This window comes from Paenibacillus sp. SYP-B3998 (genome assembly GCF_010820665.1).
In the GTDB taxonomy this organism is placed as follows: Bacteria; Bacillota; Bacilli; order Paenibacillales; family NBRC-103111; genus Paenibacillus_E.
Genome location: NZ_JAAIKC010000007.1, coordinates 22123 through 42475, shown reverse-complemented (window position 1 = coordinate 42475; position 20353 = coordinate 22123). Strand labels below are relative to the sequence as shown.

Here is a 20353-nt window from a genome sequence, read left to right as displayed (position 1 = left end):
AGACTGGCTTGTTTCCGAAGGAGACGCTTCGTGTTTCTTCTGTTCTTTCCTCGATTAGTGCGTTACTGTCGTCGCAGCCGTCAATTGATCGACTGCCTCCTGCCATTGGCTGCGTACCATGCCCGCCTCTTCGATATACGGAAGCGCAAGAGCCATAGAGAGGTTTCCTGCCTCATCATGCCAAACCTCGCATAAGATCCGCTTTCTTCCTTCGATATTGGCATTGCCGAGGTCCACCGATTGCAGTACCCGGTGCTCGCTTCTTAATTCGCCGAGATAGTTGAATACGATCGGCATAGCATCCATCGCCTGCTGCAAATGACGAGCGGATCTTGGATAAAATTGTTCCATGGCTGTATGATAAGTCAGATTGGCAAAGCTGATGTTATGCTCCGCGGCGAGCTGTAACTTGTGTTTCACCTTCTGCTCCAAAGCGCTAGGGTCTGTCCAATTCTTGGCCAGGATCGGTACGTAATCAACGAATTCGCCGATCACGTCGAAATATCGTTCCCCTTTAAAGCTTCTACCGTAGTTGGCGACCCAAATAGGGGCCTGATTTAACTCGAAATATCGTTCGCATAACCCAGCGAATGACGAGAACGCCAGCTGCCACAGTTCCGCAGTGCCGAAGCGCCCGTCCAAATCGGCCGCGCTCACGTCCAACCTTACTGCAGTATGGCCGATCAACAACGATTGGGCAGCAGCGACCTCCGATACCCGTCGTATGTTGTCTTCGAATGCCTCCAATTCGTACAGCGCAACCAGCGCAGGATCGCTTAGATTGACGGGGCCGCTTTGAATCTGAGCGGTAAAATCCCAGTAACGACCGACAGCTTCGTCCTGCAGCTGCTTCCCGGCTTGGAATGATTCGTAATACTGGCTGATTTGGTTTTTGATAATTTCGCCGCTCATATAATCAAATATGGAGTGAGAGAATGGCAGAAGGAGCAAATACTCTTTCAGGTTTTTCTTCACCAGCAGGATTCGGTACATAAGCGAACCGTTCTGTTCGTGATTTTTGTAAAAATACGGCCAAATGACTTGATGAAGCAGCATTTCTTGCGATTCACGCGAAACCCCGGATAAATCTACAAAAGGCAAAGTGATAGGATCAGGATTGTCGTACACCTGCCATACCCATTCTCCATCGGCCTTAACCAAGACGCTGCGCATCAAGTCATGATTCCGGATGACTTGATGGATGGCCTTCTCCAGATGTTTCACGTTGAGGTATTTCTCAAACGTCATCACCGTTCCAGAAATATCGTCATGCTCCAGATGATACGATTGGGTAGGTGAAACTGGCTGCAGATCGATCACCGGAAGACGCAGAATCGAATGTACGAAAGCCTCAAGCATGCTATCGATCTGTTGCTTCCACTCGTGACGAACTTCATCAACATTCAGCGTTTCCAGACTGAGATCGTCTTCCGACGCTGCCGTGATGTAATGCGGTTGGTCCGCTTCATCGAAGTGGGCCGCAATCAGCTCCAGCATTTCGTCATGGCTTGGGCTTGAAGCGGAGTTTGATGAGCCTTCGAGATGCAGAACCTGCAAGGTCTCATTCCCCGACGACACTTGGCGCAAGGAACTGCGGATTCCAAATTTTTCTTGAAGAAGATGCTCCACGGATTCGAACGTTCGGAGCGAAACGGAAAGACTTGTATCGGATTCTACCCCATGCTGCGTCAAGCTTCGAATCGTCGGATGATGGAACAAGCTGTTGAGCCTAATTTCCAGTCCGGTCGTCTGCTGCATCTTCGACACGAGCTGGATGGCCGTTAACGAATGACCGCCCAAATCGAAGAAGTTATCGTCGATCCCCACCTTCGGTAGGTCAAAAATACTTTGCCAAGCTTCTGCCAACTGCTTCTCCAGCTCGGTCCGCGGTTCCGCGTATTCCACATTCTGGATCAACCCGAGATCCATTTCCATCAACGTCCGCCGATCTGCTTTCCCGCTTGCTGTGAGAGGCATCTGATCCAGCAGGACGAAGAATGCGGGAATCATGTATTCCTGAAGATGCCCGGTTAAATTTTGGCGCAGCTTGGCTGCCGTCACACCCGGTTTCCCTACAATATAGGCACACAAGAATTGTCCGCCCGTCCGGTCATCCCGGGCGAGCACAACCGCTTCCTTTACTCCGTCCTGCGCCAGCAGCGCCGCTTCGATCTCGCCCAGCTCGATCCGGTAACCGCGGATCTTCACTTGGTGGTCGATACGACCCAGATACTCAATATTCCCGTCCGGCAGCCACCGCGCCAAATCGCCGGTCCGGTACATGCGCCCGCCGTCAGCGAACGGGTCCCGCACGAACTTCTCCGCCGTCAAATCCGGCCGGTTCAGGTAACCCCTCGCCAGGCAATCGCCCCCGATATGCAGCTCGCCCGGCACGCCCACCGGCATCAACCGGTCGGCCTTGTCCAGCACGTACAGCCGCACATTATCCAGCGGCCGGCCAATTGGAATGCTGCCCGGCACCGCCTCTGGCGGGCAGTCGTAGTAAGCGACCTCCACCGTCGCTTCCGTCGGCCCATACAAGTTGTGCAGCGTCGCTCCGCTGGACGCTCGCCACAAGCGGTTGAACCGCTTTACATGCTCGCTCATCAGCGCCTCGCCACTGGCAAATACCCGCTTGACGTTCCCCAGCCGGCCGATGAGTTCCTCCTGCTCCGCCACGTCCAGGAACGCACCCAGCATCGAGGGCACAAAGTGGATCGCCGTGATGCCATGGGCTTCGATCGTATCCGCAATCAATCCCGGGTCCTTCTCCCCGCCCGGTGGCAGGAAGCAGAGTCTCGCCCCCTGAATCGCCCACGAGAACAACTCCCACAATGACACATCGAACGTGTACGGCGTCTTCTGCAGGATCACGTCCTCCGCGCCGAACGGCATCCGGTGCTGCATCCAGTTCAACCGATTGATCAGCGACGCATGTTCGATCATAACCCCTTTCGGCCGACCCGTGGACCCCGACGTATAGATCACATACACCAGGTCACTGGAGACGTTGACCGGCTCCAGGTTGGCCCCGCTGAGTCCCGCGGCCTGCTCCAGCACATCCTCGATGCCGAGCAGTTCGCGCTCGGCCCCAAGTGGCCGAAGCGGCTCTAACAGATTGCGCTGTGTTAATACGAGCGCCGCGCCGCTGTCCTCAAGCGTGAACAAGACGCGATCGACAGGGTCTTCTGGCTGAATCGGCAAGTATGCCCCTCCTGCCTTGTGGATCGCCATCAGGCCGATGATCATTTCCAGCGACCGGTGCACCGCGATCCCTACGATCCGATCCGGTCCGACGCCTTTCTCCCGCAGCACCCGGGCCAGCCGATTCGCCTGCTCGTTCAACTCCCGGTAGGTTAGCTGCTCCTCGCCCATGACGACCGCCACCCGATCCGGCGTCCGCTCCACCTGCTCCTCGAACAACCCGTGAATCGTATGTTCCTTCGGATACGGTGCCGCCGTACGATTGTAGTCATTCAAAACCTGCTTCTCTTCGTCTGTCACGATATCGATCCCGGCCAAGGGAAGCGCCGGGTCAGCAAGCAGTTGGCGCACAACCGCACGCAAATGTCCTTGAATCCGTTCAACCGACGCTTTGGTAAACACGTCCTTGTTATATAAAAACTTGACGTTCAATTTGTCCCTCAAGGAAACAATGAGATTAAAATCAAAGTTCGTCTGTTCGAAGAACGACATGCTTTCCATATGGAACTTGAGCGGGGAGCCCTCGAAGGATGCCTGCCGTTCCTCGTATTCCGGATAATTCTCAAACACGAGAATATGATCCAACAGCGATTGCTTCAGCTCCGAGACAGATTGAATCTCCGCTAACGATGCATATTCATACTTGGAGGATGCCATCGCGTTCTGCTGAACCTGCGCCAACAACCCGGCAAAGGTTTGCTCGGCTTCCGTCCGTACCCGTACGGGAATCGTATTAATGAAAATGCCGACCATTTGCTCGATCCCCGGGATTTCCGGCGGTCTGCCGGACACGACCGATCCGAAAACCACATCAGAGGTGTTGTTGTATTTCTGCAGCAAGATGCCCCAAATCGCCTGAACGACGGTGTTGACCGTAACCCGGTTGCCGGACGCCAATTCGGACAATCGTTTCGTGATCTCCCGGTCGAAAGAAAATTCCAGCTGCCCGGATGGATCGTTTCCATGCGACGCGGCCGACTTCGGCAGGGTGGCATATTGGCTGTATTCTTCCAAATAATGCTGCCAATACGAGAGCGCTTCTTGCGCATCCTGCTTCTCCAGCCAGCGTATATAAGCAGAATACGGAGGCACTGGCTCTGAGTGAGAAGGGGTTCCGCTCACGAGCTCCAAATACATCTGGATGAAATCTTGATAAATGATCCCAACGCACCAGCCGTCCAAGTTGATGTGATGGAATGTCCAGATGAGTCGTTGACGATCCTCGCCGATTTTCAGCACGACCATCCGAATGAGCGTGTCCCGCGCGAGATCAAACCCTCTTTGAATATCGGAGGCCTTAATTTGCTCCACGCGAATTGCGGTCTCGGCCTGGTCCGCACCCGATATATCGTAGAACTGAACTTCCTCTGTCTTACGAGAGAATACGATCTGTCGCGGGATCTGAATGTCCGAATAAACAAAATTCGTACGCAGCACCTCATACTTATCCAATAAGCGACCCAGACTTACATTCAAGAGGTCCAGATTTAGCGTCCCTTCAATTTCTACGCTAAGCTGCTCCACATAAGCCGACGTACCGGGATTCATCAAATAATGGAAAAGCATGCCTTGCTGCATCGGCGTCAACGGGTATATGCTTTGGATGGCTCCGCTGCCCGCATACCGTTCGAGAATGCCGTCAAGTTCGCGAATCGTTAGCCCCCGATCTTGGAAATCCGAAGGCGTATACTGCCGCTCCGTCCTAAGCGCGCAGTGATCGATGACTGTCTCCAGCTCCTGAATGTAGGCATGGGCCAGCTGTTCGATCTCCTCCGCCTCATATTCTTGACGGCTGTAACCGATTTCTATCAGCAGCTCCGAACCGGAAATAATCGCGTTGATGTCAAGGCTGAACCGGCTCTCCGCCTGTTCGCTGATGGATCGGCCTGGGGACAGCGGCGACATTGAGAAGCCAGCTGTCGTCGGTTCTTCGTTAAATTGACCTAAATAGTTAAAGCTGATTTGCGGTTCGAGTTTGAAATCCAGACATTGTTTATTTTCGGGCCGCGTTAAGCTTTTGAGCAAGCCATACCCGATTCCCCGGTTAGGAACCTTCCGAATCGTTTCTTTCGTGTTCCGAATAACCCACGAGAGCTCGCTTCCTTGACTAAGATCCAGAACGATCGGGAACATCGTCGTAAACCAGCCGACGGTACGTGTAATGTCGATGCCCTCAATGATCTCTTCTCTGCCATGTCCTTCCAGGTTAAGCGGAAATACCTCCATGCCGAACCGCTTCGCAACCACCAGTCCAAGAGCCGCAAGGAGCAAATCGTTAATCTCCGTGTTATAGCGCTGATGCACCTGCACCTCTCCCAGCAACTGCCGCGTATAAGCCGCGTGGAGTCGAACAGCAATACTTGCCCTTGGTGCTTCGCTATCTTGTCTCATATTGAAACCGCGCTTTGGCAGAGACGATACATCCGTCTTCTCCAGCTGCGTCCAATACGGGATTTCTTTCAATAAAGATGGGCTGTTTGCATAATCGGAAAGCTGCTCGGCCCACAGCTTGAATGAATCAGTTTTTTCCGGAAGCACCGCCGTTTTTCCCGCTAGCGCTTGGGAATAGATGCTATTCAAATCTTCCAACAAAATGCGCCACGATACTCCGTCGACTACCAAATGATGAATCGCCAGAAGCAAATGGCTCCCTTCATCCGTGCGGAAGATACCGGCCGTCAGCAGCTTGCCTGCGCTTAGATCAAGCCCGGCTTGCAGGTCGCTGGCGATTTTCTCGATCTCATGATACGCATCGGACCGATTGGTAAAGTCATAGACGGCCCACTGAACCGGGCATCCGACAGCGCCCCGGTTGAATTGGCGCACACCGTCGGCATGAGCGTTGTAAATCATCCGTAGCGCATCATGGTGAAGCCATAACTCATCCAGCGACTTTCGCAGAGCAGGCTCGTCAAATCCGTTCGGGCTGAACAGCATCACCGCTTGGTTAAAGTGATCGGTGCCTTCCTTTTTATGCTCGAAAAACCATCGCTGGACCGGTGTGAGCGGCACCTCCCCTTCCGTAACCCCTTGATCGATCGACCGCGTACGACGCTTAACCCAAGGGCTGACCGTCCGAATAGTCGGATACTGGAACAAATCTTTCATCTCCAGCTTCAGTCCAAACGTGTTCAAACGGGCAATGACCTGAATCGCCTTGATGGAGTCCCCTCCCAGATCAAAGAAACTATGTCCGACACCGATATGCGCCCGGCCCAGCACACTTTCCCAGATACCCGTCAGCGCCTCTTCCACCGGCGTCGCCGGAGGTTCGTAAGGCACTAACGCATCCCATGTAATGTCCGGCTCGGGAAGTTGTTTTTGATCCACTTTGCCGTTGACCGTCAGCGGCAAACGATCCAGCGCCACAAAACTTGCCGGAATCATATAGTCAGGCAAGCTTTGCGACAAATAACCGCGGAGATGACGCGTGCTCTTGCCTGCGTGCAGGACCACATAGGCACAAAGGTATTTTTGACCCGACGCATCTTGTCTGGCAACGACGATCGCTTCTTTCACAAACTCGTTGGACAGCAAATGCTTTTCAATTTCGCCAAGCTCAATGCGGAAGCCACGGATTTTCACCTGATGATCCAGACGTCCCCAGAACTCAATATTTCCATCCGGCAGCCACCTTGCGATATCGCCCGTTCGGTACATGCGTTCCCCAACTGAGAACGGATTCGGAACAAAACGCTCTTCTGTCTGGTCCGGTCGGTCCAAATATCCACGGGCAACGCCGTCTCCGGCAATCCATAGCTCCCCGGGAATACCGATCGGCTGAAGGCTGCCTCTGTCGTTCAAAATATAGGCCGAGGTGCGGGAGATCGGTTTGCCGATCGGAATGGTCCACATGCTCTCGTCCAATTCGTCTACTTTATAGCATGTGGCAAATACGGTTGTCTCCGTCGGACCGTACATGTGCAAAATCTTACCCGGGCCAATGAACGCATACAGTTCTTTTACATGAGGGAAGGAAACCCGCTCCCCGCCGAAAAGCACTTTGCGGATCGTTCCAAAGCACTCGATATTCGTATCGACCAGCGTATTAAACAGAGCGGTGGTAATGAAGAAAATCGTTACCTGCTCCTTGCGCAGCAAGGAAGAAAGCTTTTCCGGGTCCAGCACCTCTTCCTTTTGGATTAACACCAGACTGGCTCCGTTTAACAAAGCGCCGAAAATATCGAACACCGAGCCGTCAAACACAAAGTTGGACAGCTGGAGCAGCGTGTCCTGCTCCGAGATATCAATATAGTCCGTATTTTTCACGACTCTGCTGATATTATGATGGACCGTCAAATTGCCTTTCGGCTGGCCGGTAGACCCGGAAGTATACATCACATAGGCCAAGTCGCCCGATGTATTAATCAAAGGCAGATTGTCCGCGTATCCAGACGCGTCCGTCTCCATCATGTCCAAGTCCAGCACTTCCCCGGTAAAGCCGCTGGCGCCCTGCTCGCCGAAGAAGTCGGAGGCTGCTCTGACATGGGATTGCGTCAACAGCAGCGGCGACCCGCATTCGTTCAGAATCAGCTTGATCCGTTCGGCGGGATAATCCGGCGCGATCGGCACGTAGGCGCCGCCGGCTTTCAGGATGCCCATGATTCCGGCAATCATCTCCAACGAGCGGCCCGCCATCAACGCTACCCGCGTATTCGCTTGTACGCCTTTATCCCGCAACGTTTTGGCCAACCGATTCGCCTTCTCGTTTAACTCGCGGTAGCTCCACCTCAAGTCCCCAAAAACAACGGCGGTACGGTGCGGTGTCCGCTCCACCTGTTCCTCGAACAGTCGCTGGAGCGTCTTTTCTTTGGGGTAGTCGCTTGCCGTATTGTTAAACTCCGTGGTGAGCGCATAGCGCTCCGCCTCCGAAAGCAGCTCCAGGTCGGAGATAGCCGTATCCGCCCGCTCGACAATCGCTTCCAATAACCGAATATAATGTACGGCCATCCGCTGAATCGTCTCGGCTCGAAACAGTTTGGCGCAATACTCAAAACGAAAAGCCAGCTTTTCTCCATGGGCCTCCGCCGTCAAAGTCAGGTCAAATTTGGAGATGCCTGTTTCCAGCGGGTAAGGGTTAAAGGACAACACATGATCATGCAGCTCCGGCGATTCGCTGTTTTCCAGCGAGAACATGACGTCGAACAAAGGACTCCGGCTCATATCGCGCTGCACGCCCAACTGCTCCACCACATCTTCAATCGGATAATCCTGATTTTGGAAAGCGCGAATGCTCGTTTCTCTCACTTGTTGAAGAAATTGCAAAAACGTCTGCTCGGGCAGCGGGCGGTTTCTTAAAACTAACGTGTTAACAAACATCCCGATCGTTTTTTCCAGATCCGGAACATGTCTGCCCGCGATCGGCGACCCCACCGTAACATCTTCCTGACCTGAATATTTATGCAGCAGGACATTATAAGCAGCCAGCAGCACCATAAACAGAGTCGTTTTGCTTTCGGTGGTGAGCTTCTTCAATTTGGAAAACAGGTAGGCGTCGGCTTCAATCGCAATTCGCTCTCCTTCAAAGCTCTTCTTCTGCGGCCTAGGATAATCGGTGGGCAAATTCAATACCGGCAGCTCGCCAGACAGCTCGTTTAGCCAGAATTGCTCCTGCTCGCGGAGCTGCCCGCCCTTCAACGATTCGTTATGCCAAACTGCAAAATCCTTATATTGAATGCGCAGCTTCGGCAGTGCTTCGGCTCGGTACAAGGCCGAGAAATCGTCCATCAAAATGTCGATAGAAGTACCATCGGCAACAATGTGATGCATATCGACCAGAAGAAGATGTTTTCCGTCCGAAAGGCGGTTGAGCTCCGCTCTGAAAAGCGGTGCAGCACTCAAATCGAAGGGCCGGATAAACGCATGCAGCGCCGTTTGAATCTGCTCCTCCTCGAGTCCGTCGCCGACTGACAGGTCCCCGGACGCCAACTGAAAACTCACTTGATCGCACAATCTTTGCACCGGCTCATCGCCAACCCATTCGAATGAAGTTCGCAGTGCCTCGTGCCGATCAATCAGTTGTTGGAACACCTCCTCCAGCCTCGCTTGGTCAAGCGGCTCCTCGATCACCATCGCCGATGGCAAGTTATAAGCGGTTTCCGCTCCTTCCAGATGCTGCAGCACCATGAGCCGCTTTTGCATGGAGGTCACGGGATAATAATCTTGCAGCGGCGCGGATGGAATCTCGGCGACGGCTTGTGATTCAACCTTCGGATCGGCAATAAGCGCCCCCATCGTCTCAATCGTGGGATTCCCGAAGATATCGGGCAGCGTAAACTGAACCTGAAACTCTTTATTGATCCGGGTCATCAGCTGTGTCGCTTTCAGGGAGTGCCCTCCCCACTCAAAGAAATCGTGCCGAATGCCCAAGCCGGATACGCCGAGCGTTTTTTCCCAGATCTGCGCAAGCCTTATCTCGGTTTCCGTTCTCGGGGCGATGGATTCACTGCCTAGCAAGCGGCCTTCCGGTGCAGGGAGCGATTTCCGGTCCACTTTGCCGTTGGACAAGTGCGGCAAACCGTCCAAAACTACAATGTGCGTCGGTACCATATAGCTCGGCAATACCAGCTTCAGCCGTTCCTTCAACGCCTGCTCCTGTCGCTCCTGGTCCGATGCAACATACGCGCATAGGAAATGCCCCCCTTGCCCATCATCCCGGGCGAGCACAACCGATTCCTTTACTCCGTCCTGCGCCAGCAGCGCCGCTTCGATCTCGCCCAGCTCGATCCGATAACCGCGGATCTTCACCTGGTGGTCGATCCGGCCCAGATACTCAATATTCCCGTCCGGCAGCCACCGCGCCAAATCGCCGGTCCGGTACATGCGCCCGCCGTCCACGAACGGGTCCAACACGAACTTCTCCGCCGTCAGATCAGGCCGGTTCAGGTACCCCCTCGCCAGGCAATCGCCCCCGATATGCAGCTCACCCGGCACGCCCACCGGCATCAACCGGTCGGCCTTATCCAGCACGTACAGCCGCACATTATCCAGCGGCCGGCCAATTGGAATGCTGCCCGGCACCTCCTCTGGCGGGCAGTCGTAGTAAGCGACCTCCACCGTCGCTTCCGTCGGCCCATACAAGTTGTGCAGCGTCGCTCCGCTGGACGCTCGCCACAAGCGATTGAACCGCTTCACATGTTCGCTCATCAGCGCCTCGCCGCTCGTAAATACTCGCTTGACGCTCCCCAGCCGACCAAACCAACTCTCCTGCTCCGCCACGTCCAGGAACGCGCCCAGCATCGAGGGCACAAAGTGGATCGCCGTGATGCCATGGGCTTCGATCGTATCCGCAATCAATCCCGGGTCCTTCTCCCCACCCGGCGGCAGGAAGCAGAGTCTCGCCCCCTGAATCGCCCACGAGAACAACTCCCACAATGACACATCGAACGTGTACGGCGTCTTCTGAAGGATCACGTCCTCCGCGCCGAACGGCATCCGGTGCTGCATCCAGTTCAACCGATTGATCAGCGACGCATGTTCGATCATAACCCCTTTCGGCCGACCCGTGGACCCCGACGTATAGATCACATACACCAGGTCACTGGAGACGTTGACCGGCTCCAGGTTGACCCCGCTGAGTCCCGCGGCCTGCTCCAGCACATCCTCGATGCCGAGCAGTTCGCGCTCGGCCCCAAGTGGCCGAAGCGGCTCTAACAGATTGCGCTGCGTTAATACGAGCGCCGCGCCGCTGTCCTCAAGCGTGAACAAGACGCGATCGACAGGGTCTTCTGGCTGAATCGGCAAGTATGCCCCTCCTGCCTTGTGGATCGCCATCAGGCCGATGTTCATCTCCAGCGACCGGTGCACCGCGATCCCTACGATCCGATCCGGTCCGACGCCTTTCTCCCGCAGCACCCGGGCCAGCCGATTCGCCTGCTCGTTCAACTCCCGGTAGGTTAGCTGCTCCTCGCCCATGACGACCGCCACCCGATCCGGCGTCCGCTCCACCTGCTCCTCGAACAACCCGTGAATCGTACGTTCCTTCGGATACGGTGCCTCCGTATTATTGAATTCACCCAGCAGCGCTTCTTGTTCCGGTGCGGATAAAAGCTCTACAGCGTCCAACGCGAGTTCTGGGTGGGACGACACGGTACGGGCCACGTTCTTCAGATGCTGCCCCAGATTGTGAATGGCCTCTGAGCTGTAGAGCAGGCCATTGTATGTAAATTTAACTTTGATCGTTTCTCCGGGGATGACGCTGATGTTGAAATCATAGTTAGTTTGTTCGAATCCTTCCGTGGCGGTAACGGCCAGTCTCCGCTGCTCGTCTTGTCCGGATACCTCTTGGGTACCCGGAAAATTTTCAAAAGCGATAATGTGATGAATCAAGTTGTTTTTTAACAAGCTCGCCGACTGAATATCGGTCAGCGAAACATAATGGTATCTATTTACATCTACAATGGATTGCTGGACTTGTTCCAGAAGCTCTGCGAAGCGATAGCCGCTTTCCGTGCGAATCCGGACGGGGAGTGTATTGATAAACAATCCCACCATTTGTTCGACCCCGGTAATTTCAGTCGGCCGTCCAGACACCACGGCACCGAATGTGACATCGTTCGTATTGTTATACTTCTGCAAGAGCAAGCCCCACAACGCATAAAATACTGCGCTCAGCGTCACCTTATGGTCTTTCGCAAGCTTCTCTAATTGGCCCGTCAGCTCGGCTTCGAATACAACCGACTCCTGGCTCAAATTATATTTACCGGCTGCATCTGCGACCAAGCTATGGGTAATCGGCAGGAGACTTTGATGTTCGAATGCTTCCAAATACTGTGTCCAGAAGGTGAGTGCTTCCTCCTGATCCTGCCTCTCCAGCCACTTCAAATACACCTCATAGTCAGGCACTCGTTCAAGCTGGACCTCCTCCTGAGATTGAAGCGCACCGTACAATTGAAGCCATTCATTGAATACAATTTCCAAGCACCAGCCGTCCATGATGATATGGTGGAAGCTTACAATCAGCTTATACGTATTCTCGGCGTATTGGATCACAGCCGCCCGAAACAGCTCCTCGCGCGTCAGATCAAAGCCCCGCTCTTTATCTTCCTGGAGCGCGCGCGCTACATAGTGCTGCTTGGCGGACTCATCCATTCCGGAAATATCATCAAAGCGGATTTCTGGCCGTTTTTGCTTAAATACAATCAATTTGGGCTCTTCGATGTTGAGATGAAAAATATTGCTTCGTAAAATTTCATGCCGTTCAAAGAGGCGTGTAAGACTTTGCTCTAAATAAGCCACATCAAGCCGACCGTCCAGCGTGAAGCATACCTGTTCAAAGTAGGCGTGAGACGATTCGTTCATTAAGCTATGAAATAAAATCCCCTTTTGCATCGGCGTTAACCGGAATATACTTTGAATTTGCATGTCTTTACTCATAACTCATCTCCCATGGCCTTGATCATTTATAGTAGGCCAAAATATCGTTCAGCTCATCGATCGAGAGCTCCTTGCTTCCCAAATCGGCCGGGGTCAATTCCTTCTCTTCTTTTTCGGCGCAATGGTTTGACACTTCCACTAAACGCGCATGCAACCGTTCGCCAAGCTGTTGAATCTCAGATTGCTCCAATTCGTGTCGGCTGTACTCGATCGACAGGGTCAGCACGCCATTCTCAATACTGCCATTAATATCGAGCACAAACAGCGCTTCCGCCTCTTCGCTGAGCGAACGTCCAGACGACCAATCTGAACTGCGGAACAATGCGGAGGCCGAGCTGCCTTCGATATGTCCTTGGTAATTAAACCGGATTTCCGGCTGTAGGCGGAAGACCACCTCCTCTTTGTGCTCAGGAGAGGTCATGTATTTCAAAACGCCGTATCCGATTCCTTTATTCGGGACTCGCCGCAACTGCTCTTTCACCGTTTTGATCTGCAGCGGCAGATCGGCACGATGGCCCATTTCCAGAAGAATCGGATACATGGTCGTGAACCAACCCACCGTTCTTGTAACATCTATCTGCTCAAAGATTTCTTCCCTTCCGTGCCCTTCAAGCATTAAGAACCACTGCTCTTCATCGTTCCAATCGCGCAGAGCGAGTCCTAAACCAGTTAACAAAATATCGTTGATTTCGGTGTTATACGCTTTGTGAACGTCCGTCAACAAACGTTCAGTTTCCCGCTTGGAGAACGAAACGCGCCACGTGTCCAAGTCTTTGGCCCGTCTTACCCGGGCAGACTCATTGCGGAGCAGAGATTTTCCAGTTTGATTGACAAACTCTGACCAATACCTCTTTTGTGCAAGAAACAGTTTGCTGTCCGCGTACTCCCGAAGGCGGGAAGTCCATTCTTTCCACGAATGGGTTTTGGACGGAAGGCTACTCTTGTCGCCGCGCGACGCCTGAATATACCCATCCTCTAAATCTTCCAGCAGAACCCGCCAAGACACGCCGTCCACCACCAAATGATGAATGGCTATTAACAAATAATCCCCGGCTCGCGTTTTGAACAATCCCGCCTGCACAAGCGGCCCCTGCTCCAGATTCATACTTTGCTGGATTTCGTTACAGAAGCCTTCGACCGTTGCTGCTCCAGCAAGCTCATCGGTGATCTCAGTCACTCTAAGCGTATAAGACGGGTTATCCAAGCCATGGATATATGGCGTAATCTCATCTTGTTCAGCCTTGAATGTCGTTCTCAGCGCATCATGGTGCTGGATCAGTCCCCTCAGCGCCCGATCCAACACATCCGCTTGCAGGCCGCCTTCGCTATAGAGCATTACCGCTTGGTTCCAGTGATGCTTATCAGCAAAGTTTTGATCGAAGAACCATTGCTGTATCGGTGAAACAATAACATCGCCAGTGACAGTGCCCTGATCGATCTGCAGCTCGACTGCCCTCACGTAAGGCGTCAGGTTGCCAATGGTTTGATGCCGGAACATATCCTTGATCTCCAGCTTCCAGCCGTGCTTGCTCAACCGGGAGGCAATCTGAATCGCCTTGATCGAGTCTCCGCCCAGTTCAAAGAAATTGTGAAGTGTGCCGATGGGGCGGTAACCGAGCACCTCCTGCCAAATTTCGACTAGCACCGATTCCAGTTCGCTAGCCGGAGGCATATAATTTACTGTTGTCAACAGGGTGTCATCCGGCTCGGGCAGCGCTTTGCGATCGACCTTGCCATTGGACAAATGCGGCAGCCGATCCAGCGTAACGATGTACGTTGGCACCATGTAGTCCGGTACAGCCGATTTGAGCCGTTCTTTAATATCCGGTCCGCTTAATGGTTCATCCGATGAGACATAAGCACACAAGGAATGCGCGCCCGTCCGGTCATCCCGGGCGAGCACAACCGCTTCCTTTACTCCGTCCTGCGCCAGCAGCGCCGCTTCGATCTCGCCCAGCTCGATCCGATAACCTCGGATCTTCACCTGATGGTCGATACGACCCAGATACTCAATATTCCCGTCCGGCAGCCACCGCGCCAAATCACCGGTCCGGTACATGCGCCCGCCGTCAGCGAACGGGTCCCGCACGAACTTCTCCGCCGTCAGATCCGGCCGGTTCAGGTAACCCCTCGCCAGGCAATCGCCCCCGATATGCAGCTCGCCCGGCACGCCCACCGGCATCAACCGGTCGGCCTTGTCCAGCACGTACAGCCGCACATTATCCAGCGGCCGGCCAATTGGAATGCTGCCCGGCACCTCCTCTGGCGGGCAGTCGTAGTAAGCGACCTCCACCGTCGCTTCCGTCGGCCCGTACAGGTTGTGCAGCGTCGCTCCGCTGGACGCTCGCCACAAGTGATTGAACCGCTTCACATGTTCGCTCATCAGCGCCTCGCCACTGGCAAATACCCGCTTGACGCTCCCCAGCCGACCAAACCAACTCTCCTGCTCCGCCACGTCCAGGAACGCACCCAGCATCGAAGGCACAAAGTGGATCGCCGTGATGCCATGGGCTTCGATCGTATCCGCGATCAATCCCGGGTCCTTCTCCCCGCCCGGCGGCAGGAAGCAGAGTCTCGCCCCCTGAATCGCCCACGAGAACAACTCCCACAATGACACATCGAACGTGTACGGCGTCTTCTGAAGGATCACGTCCTCCGCGCCGAACGGCATCCGGTGCTGCATCCAGTTCAACCGATTGATCAGCGACGCATGTTCGATCATAACCCCTTTCGGTCGACCCGTGGACCCCGACGTATAGATCACATACACCAGGTCACTGGAGACGTTAACCGGCTCCAGATTGGCCCCGCTGAGTCCCGCGGTCTGCTCCAGCGCATCCTCGATCCCAAGCAGTTCGCGCTCGGCCCCAAGTGGCCGAAGCGGCTCCAGCAGCTTGCGCTGCGTCAATATGAGCACCGCGCCGCTGTCCTCAAGCGTGAACAAGACGCGATCGACAGGGTCTTCTGGCTGAATCGGCAAGTATGCCCCTCCTGCCTTGTGGATCGCCATCAGGCCGATGATCATCTCCAGCGACCGGTGCACCGCGATCCCTACGATCCGATCCGGTCCGACGCCTTTCTCCCGCAGCACCCGGGCCAGCCGATTCGCCTGCTCGTTCAGCTCCCGGTAGGTTAGCTGCTCCTCGCCCATGATGACCGCCACCCGATCTGGCGTCCGCTCCACCTGCTCCTCGAACAACCCGTGAATCGTATGTTCCTTCGGATACGGTGCCGCCGTATCATTGAATTCACCCAGCAGCACTTCTTGTTCCGGTGCGGTCAAAACGTATACCTCACCCAACGTTTGGTCGCTGTTCCCGGCGATGGACTTCAAGGTCTTGATAAAATGACTGGCAAACCGTTCGATAGTCTCCGGCAGAAACAACGGGCTGCTGTACTCGAAATCCAAGTGGAGATTACTCTCTTTCTCCGTCGCGCTTAACGTCAGATCGAACCGGGAAACACCCGGATTGAGCACAATCGGTTTAAATTCGGCATCGCCCGCACGCAGCGGCTCTTGATTCGTATTTTGCATGACGAACATCGTATCGAATAACGGGTTTCGGCTTACGTCTCGGCGCAGTGCCAGCTTTTCGACCAGTTGTTCGAACGGGAATTCCTGATGGTCGAAAGCCGCCAACGTTTGTTCTTTCACTTCAGCCAAGAATGCTTTGAATGTCTTGTTCGGCGACGGATAGTTGCGGAAAGCCAGCGTGTTCACGAACATGCCGACCGTCCGTTCCACATCGGGATGCCTTCTGCCCGCGATCGGCGATCCGACAATCATATCTTCCTGATGCGTATATTTCGACAGAAGAACGTTGTAGGCGGCAAGCAGCACCATAAACAGCGTCGTTTGCGTTTCCGCCGCAAGCTTCCGAAGCGGACCGGTCACGTCTTCGCCCACAATGCGGGTAACCGAACCGCCGACGAAGCTCTGCACCAACGGCCGAGGGAAATCCGTGGGCAGCTGCAGAACTGGAAGTTCTCCGGACAACGTCCGCAGCCAAAACGCCTCTTGCTCCGCAAAAGCGCCTTGAGCGAACTGCTCGTTTTGCCAGTGGGCGTACGCTTTGTACGAAACGGACGGAGGCGGCAGCTCCTGATCTTGATATATTTTTCCAAATTCATCCATAATAATCGATACGGAAACGCCGTCAGAAATAATATGATGCATATCGACCAATAAAATATGCTTATGATCCGTCAATTGCACCAGCTCCGCACGCAGCAGTGGGGCCTGCTCCAGATCGAAGGGGCGAACAAATTGGCTTAACGCCGCTTCGATTTGTTCTTCCTCCGGGCTGTCACTCGGCTGAATAACCGTGTATACCAATTGGAATTGGGAGTCGTTGTGAATCCGCTGTACGGGCTCTCCTTCGACCCATGCAAACGACGTTCGCAGCGCCTCATGCCTGGCGACCAATTCACTGAATACCCTCTCTAGACGTTCCCGGTCGATCGCGCCTTGAACGAGCATTGCAGAAGGCATGTTATAAACAAGCTCCGCGCCCTCCATCTGGTGTAAAATCAACTGCCTTTTTTGCGCGAAGGACACCGGGTAATCGTCTCTTTCTTTGATCGGAGCAATGGCTGTGAACACGGGCACCGTTTCTTTCCCCAACGCTTGCGAAATGTAGCGGCTCATCCCCTCTATCGTCGGATGTTCAAACACTTGACGCATCGGTATCTCAATGTGGAGCGCCCGATTGATTTTTGAAATTAGCAGAGTCGCTTTCAAGGAATGGCCGCCCAAAGCAAAGAAATCGTTTCGGATTCCGATGGGGCTTACCTTCAGAACCGATTCCCACAGATCGACCAGCACCTTCTCCGTTTCCGTGCGTGCCGATTCGTATTCGCTGCCTTTCAAATGAGCATCCGGTTCCGGCAGCGCCTTCCGATCCATCTTTCCGTTGGCCAGAAAGGGTAGACTTTCCATCGGCACAAACCGTCCCGGGATCATGTAATCTGGCAGTGAGGCTTTTAAATGACCGCGCAGCTCAGATAGCGTCAGCTCCCGGTCGGACACGACATATGCGCACAAATACTTTTCTCCCGTCTCATCCTCTCGGGCCAGGACCACAGCCTGCTTCACATCGGGGTGAGTCAAAAGCAGCGCAATAATTTCGTCGACTTCAATGCGGTATCCGCGAATTTTCACTTGATGATCAATCCGCCCCAAATATTCGATGTTGCCGTCCGGCAGCCATCTGGCCAAATCGCCGGTTTTGTACATTCGCCCGCCTGGGACGAACGGGTCAGCTACGAATTTCTCTGCGGTTAACTCCGGCCGGTTCACGTAGCCTCTCGCTACGCCAACCCCTGCGACATGGAGCTCTCCTGGAATCCCTACGGGCAGCAGGCAGCCAGCATGATCGAGAATGTACGCCCGGATGTTATCGATCGGTCTGCCGATGGGAACGTGCTCCGGTTCTTCCGATACCGGGCAGTCGTAATACGTGACGTCCACTGTCGCTTCCGTCGGTCCGTACAAGTTATGCAGCGTGCTTTGGATAGTCTGGTGCAGAAGCCGGTTAAAGCGCTTCACATGAGAGGCCGCTAAGGCTTCGCCGCTGGCAAACACCCGCTTGACGCTTTGCAGCTTGAAGGCGGCGTCCCTTTGTTCCACATGCTCCAGAAAGACGGCAAGCATCGACGGAACAAAGTGCAAAACCGTCACCCCGTTGGCTTGAATCGTATCCGCAAGAATCACCGGGTCCTTCTCTCCGCCCGGTGGCAGGAAGCATACCGATGCTCCCACCCAAGCCCACCAAAACAGCTCCCACACCGAAACGTCAAACGTAAACGCGGTTTTTTGCAAAATGACGTCTTCTGGGCTTAGCGGATATTTCTTTTGCATCCAAGAAATCCGGTTAATGAGCGAAGCATGCTCAATCATGACGCCTTTGGGTCTGCCCGTAGAACCGGACGTGTAGATCACATAAGCTAAATCGCCCGGTTGATTAACGTGTGGCAAATCGCTGCCATCTCCGCTGAGCTCGAGTTCAATGGCTCGAACGGTAAATTCGGAAGCGAGACCCGCTAATAGATTCAACAGCTCCGGTTGGGTCAGCAAAAGACTTGCGCCGCTATCCTGCAATATAAACCGGATGCGGTCTTCCGGATCTTCCGGATGGATCGGCAGATAAGCGCCTCCGGCCTTGATGATCGCCAATATGCCGATCATCATCTCTAGCGAGCGATAAACCGAAATGCCGACTATCCGGTTCGGCTGCACTCCTTGCTCCCGAAGCACCCGAGCCAGCCTGTTAGCCTTTTCATTGAGCGCACGGTAGGTCAGTTGTTCGTTACCAAACACCATAGCTACCCGATCTGGGTTCCTCGTTACCTGCTCCTCGAAGAACTGCTGAAGCGTCGCATCATCTGGAAACGGAACAGCGGTATTGTTAAATTCGCCGAACACATACTGCTGCTCTTCCGGGGTAAGCAATTCAACCTGATCCGTCCGCACGTTCGGATCGGCGGCAATTTGCCCGGCAATATATTTCAAATGCGCCTCAAGCCTCGCTATAGCGGAAGGCTCATAAACTAAACGATTGTAGGCAAATTTGACTCGAAGCTCATCCCCGGGGATGACGCCGATATTAAAATCAAAATTTGTTTGCTCGAAGCCTTCGACCTCAGCAATCGATACGATCTGTTGGTCCTCGTCACCAGAAAGTTCAGCGACTGCAGGATAGTTCTCAAAGGCCACAATATGATGAATCAGCCCGGACTTCAGCGGCGTAAACGACTGAATGTCGGCGAGTGAAACATAATGGTATTTGCCTGCATCCATCATGGCGTGCTGGAGCTGCTTCAAGATGTCGGAGAATGTGTCCGTCTCTTCCGTTACAACCCGTACAGGCACGGTATTGATAAACAGCCCCACCATCGTTTCTACCCCTTCAACCTCGGCGGGACGGCCCGAAGTGACGGAACCGAAGACCACATCTTTCGTATTGTTGTACTTTTGCAGCAGGAGCCCCCAGATCCCGTGAAATACCGTGCTTAACGTGACTTCATTTTGTCTGGCGACCGCCTCCAACTGCTTGGTCAACGCTTGATTAAACGTGAAAATCCGATTATTCAGCTGATACGCCTGGGAGCCTGCCGATTGGATACCAACCGGCAATGCGCTTTGCTGCTCTATTCCCTCCAAATACTGCTTCCAATACGAAAGCGCCTCGACTTTATCCTGCTTCTCGAGCCAACTGATGTAACCGCTGTATGGGAACACCGGTGCCAAGTCCACCGGGCGGTTGCTGCCATAAGCCCGATACAATTGGAACAAATCTTTAGCCACGGTGCCGATGCACCAGCCATCCATAATGATGTGATGGAAGCTGAGCACTAGTTTGCTTTTCGTGCCGCCGAGCTGTAGTACGGACAATCGGATCAGAAGATCCTTTTCCAAATCAAACCGGCGCTTTCGGTCCTGCTCGCTAAACCGTTTGACGCAATCCTGCTGCTCAGCATCGGTCAAATGCGAAATATCTTCCACATGAATGGATGCTTGATGCTTTTCCAGAACGACCTGTAAAGGCCGCTCCGTTTCTTTATAAACAAAAATTGTTCGGAGGACATCGTGCCGGTTCACCAGCGCCTGAAAGCTTCGTTCAAGCAAGCCAGGATCGAGCCGCTCGTTCAGCGTAATCACCGTTTGGTCAAAATAAGCCTCGGAACCCCCATCCAGAATGGAATGGTATAGCAGCCCTTCCTGCATGGGAGTCAGTGGGTAAATGTTTTGGATCGCTACGTTTTTCATGACAAA

General features: G+C 53.9%; 2 protein-coding genes. Both read right to left on the bottom strand.

Going from position 1 to position 20353, the window contains the following annotated elements; genetic code table 11:
• Positions 1-54 precede the first annotated feature (54 nt).
• Positions 55-12579, bottom strand: a complete 12525-nt coding sequence (locus GK047_RS17965; RefSeq protein WP_163949723.1) for a non-ribosomal peptide synthetase — start codon at positions 12577-12579, stop codon at positions 55-57.
• Between the two features lie 22 nt (positions 12580-12601).
• Complete coding sequence (locus tag GK047_RS17960; RefSeq protein ID WP_163949722.1) at positions 12602-20347, bottom strand: non-ribosomal peptide synthetase; 7746 nt, start codon at positions 20345-20347, stop codon at positions 12602-12604.
• Positions 20348-20353 lie beyond the last annotated feature (6 nt).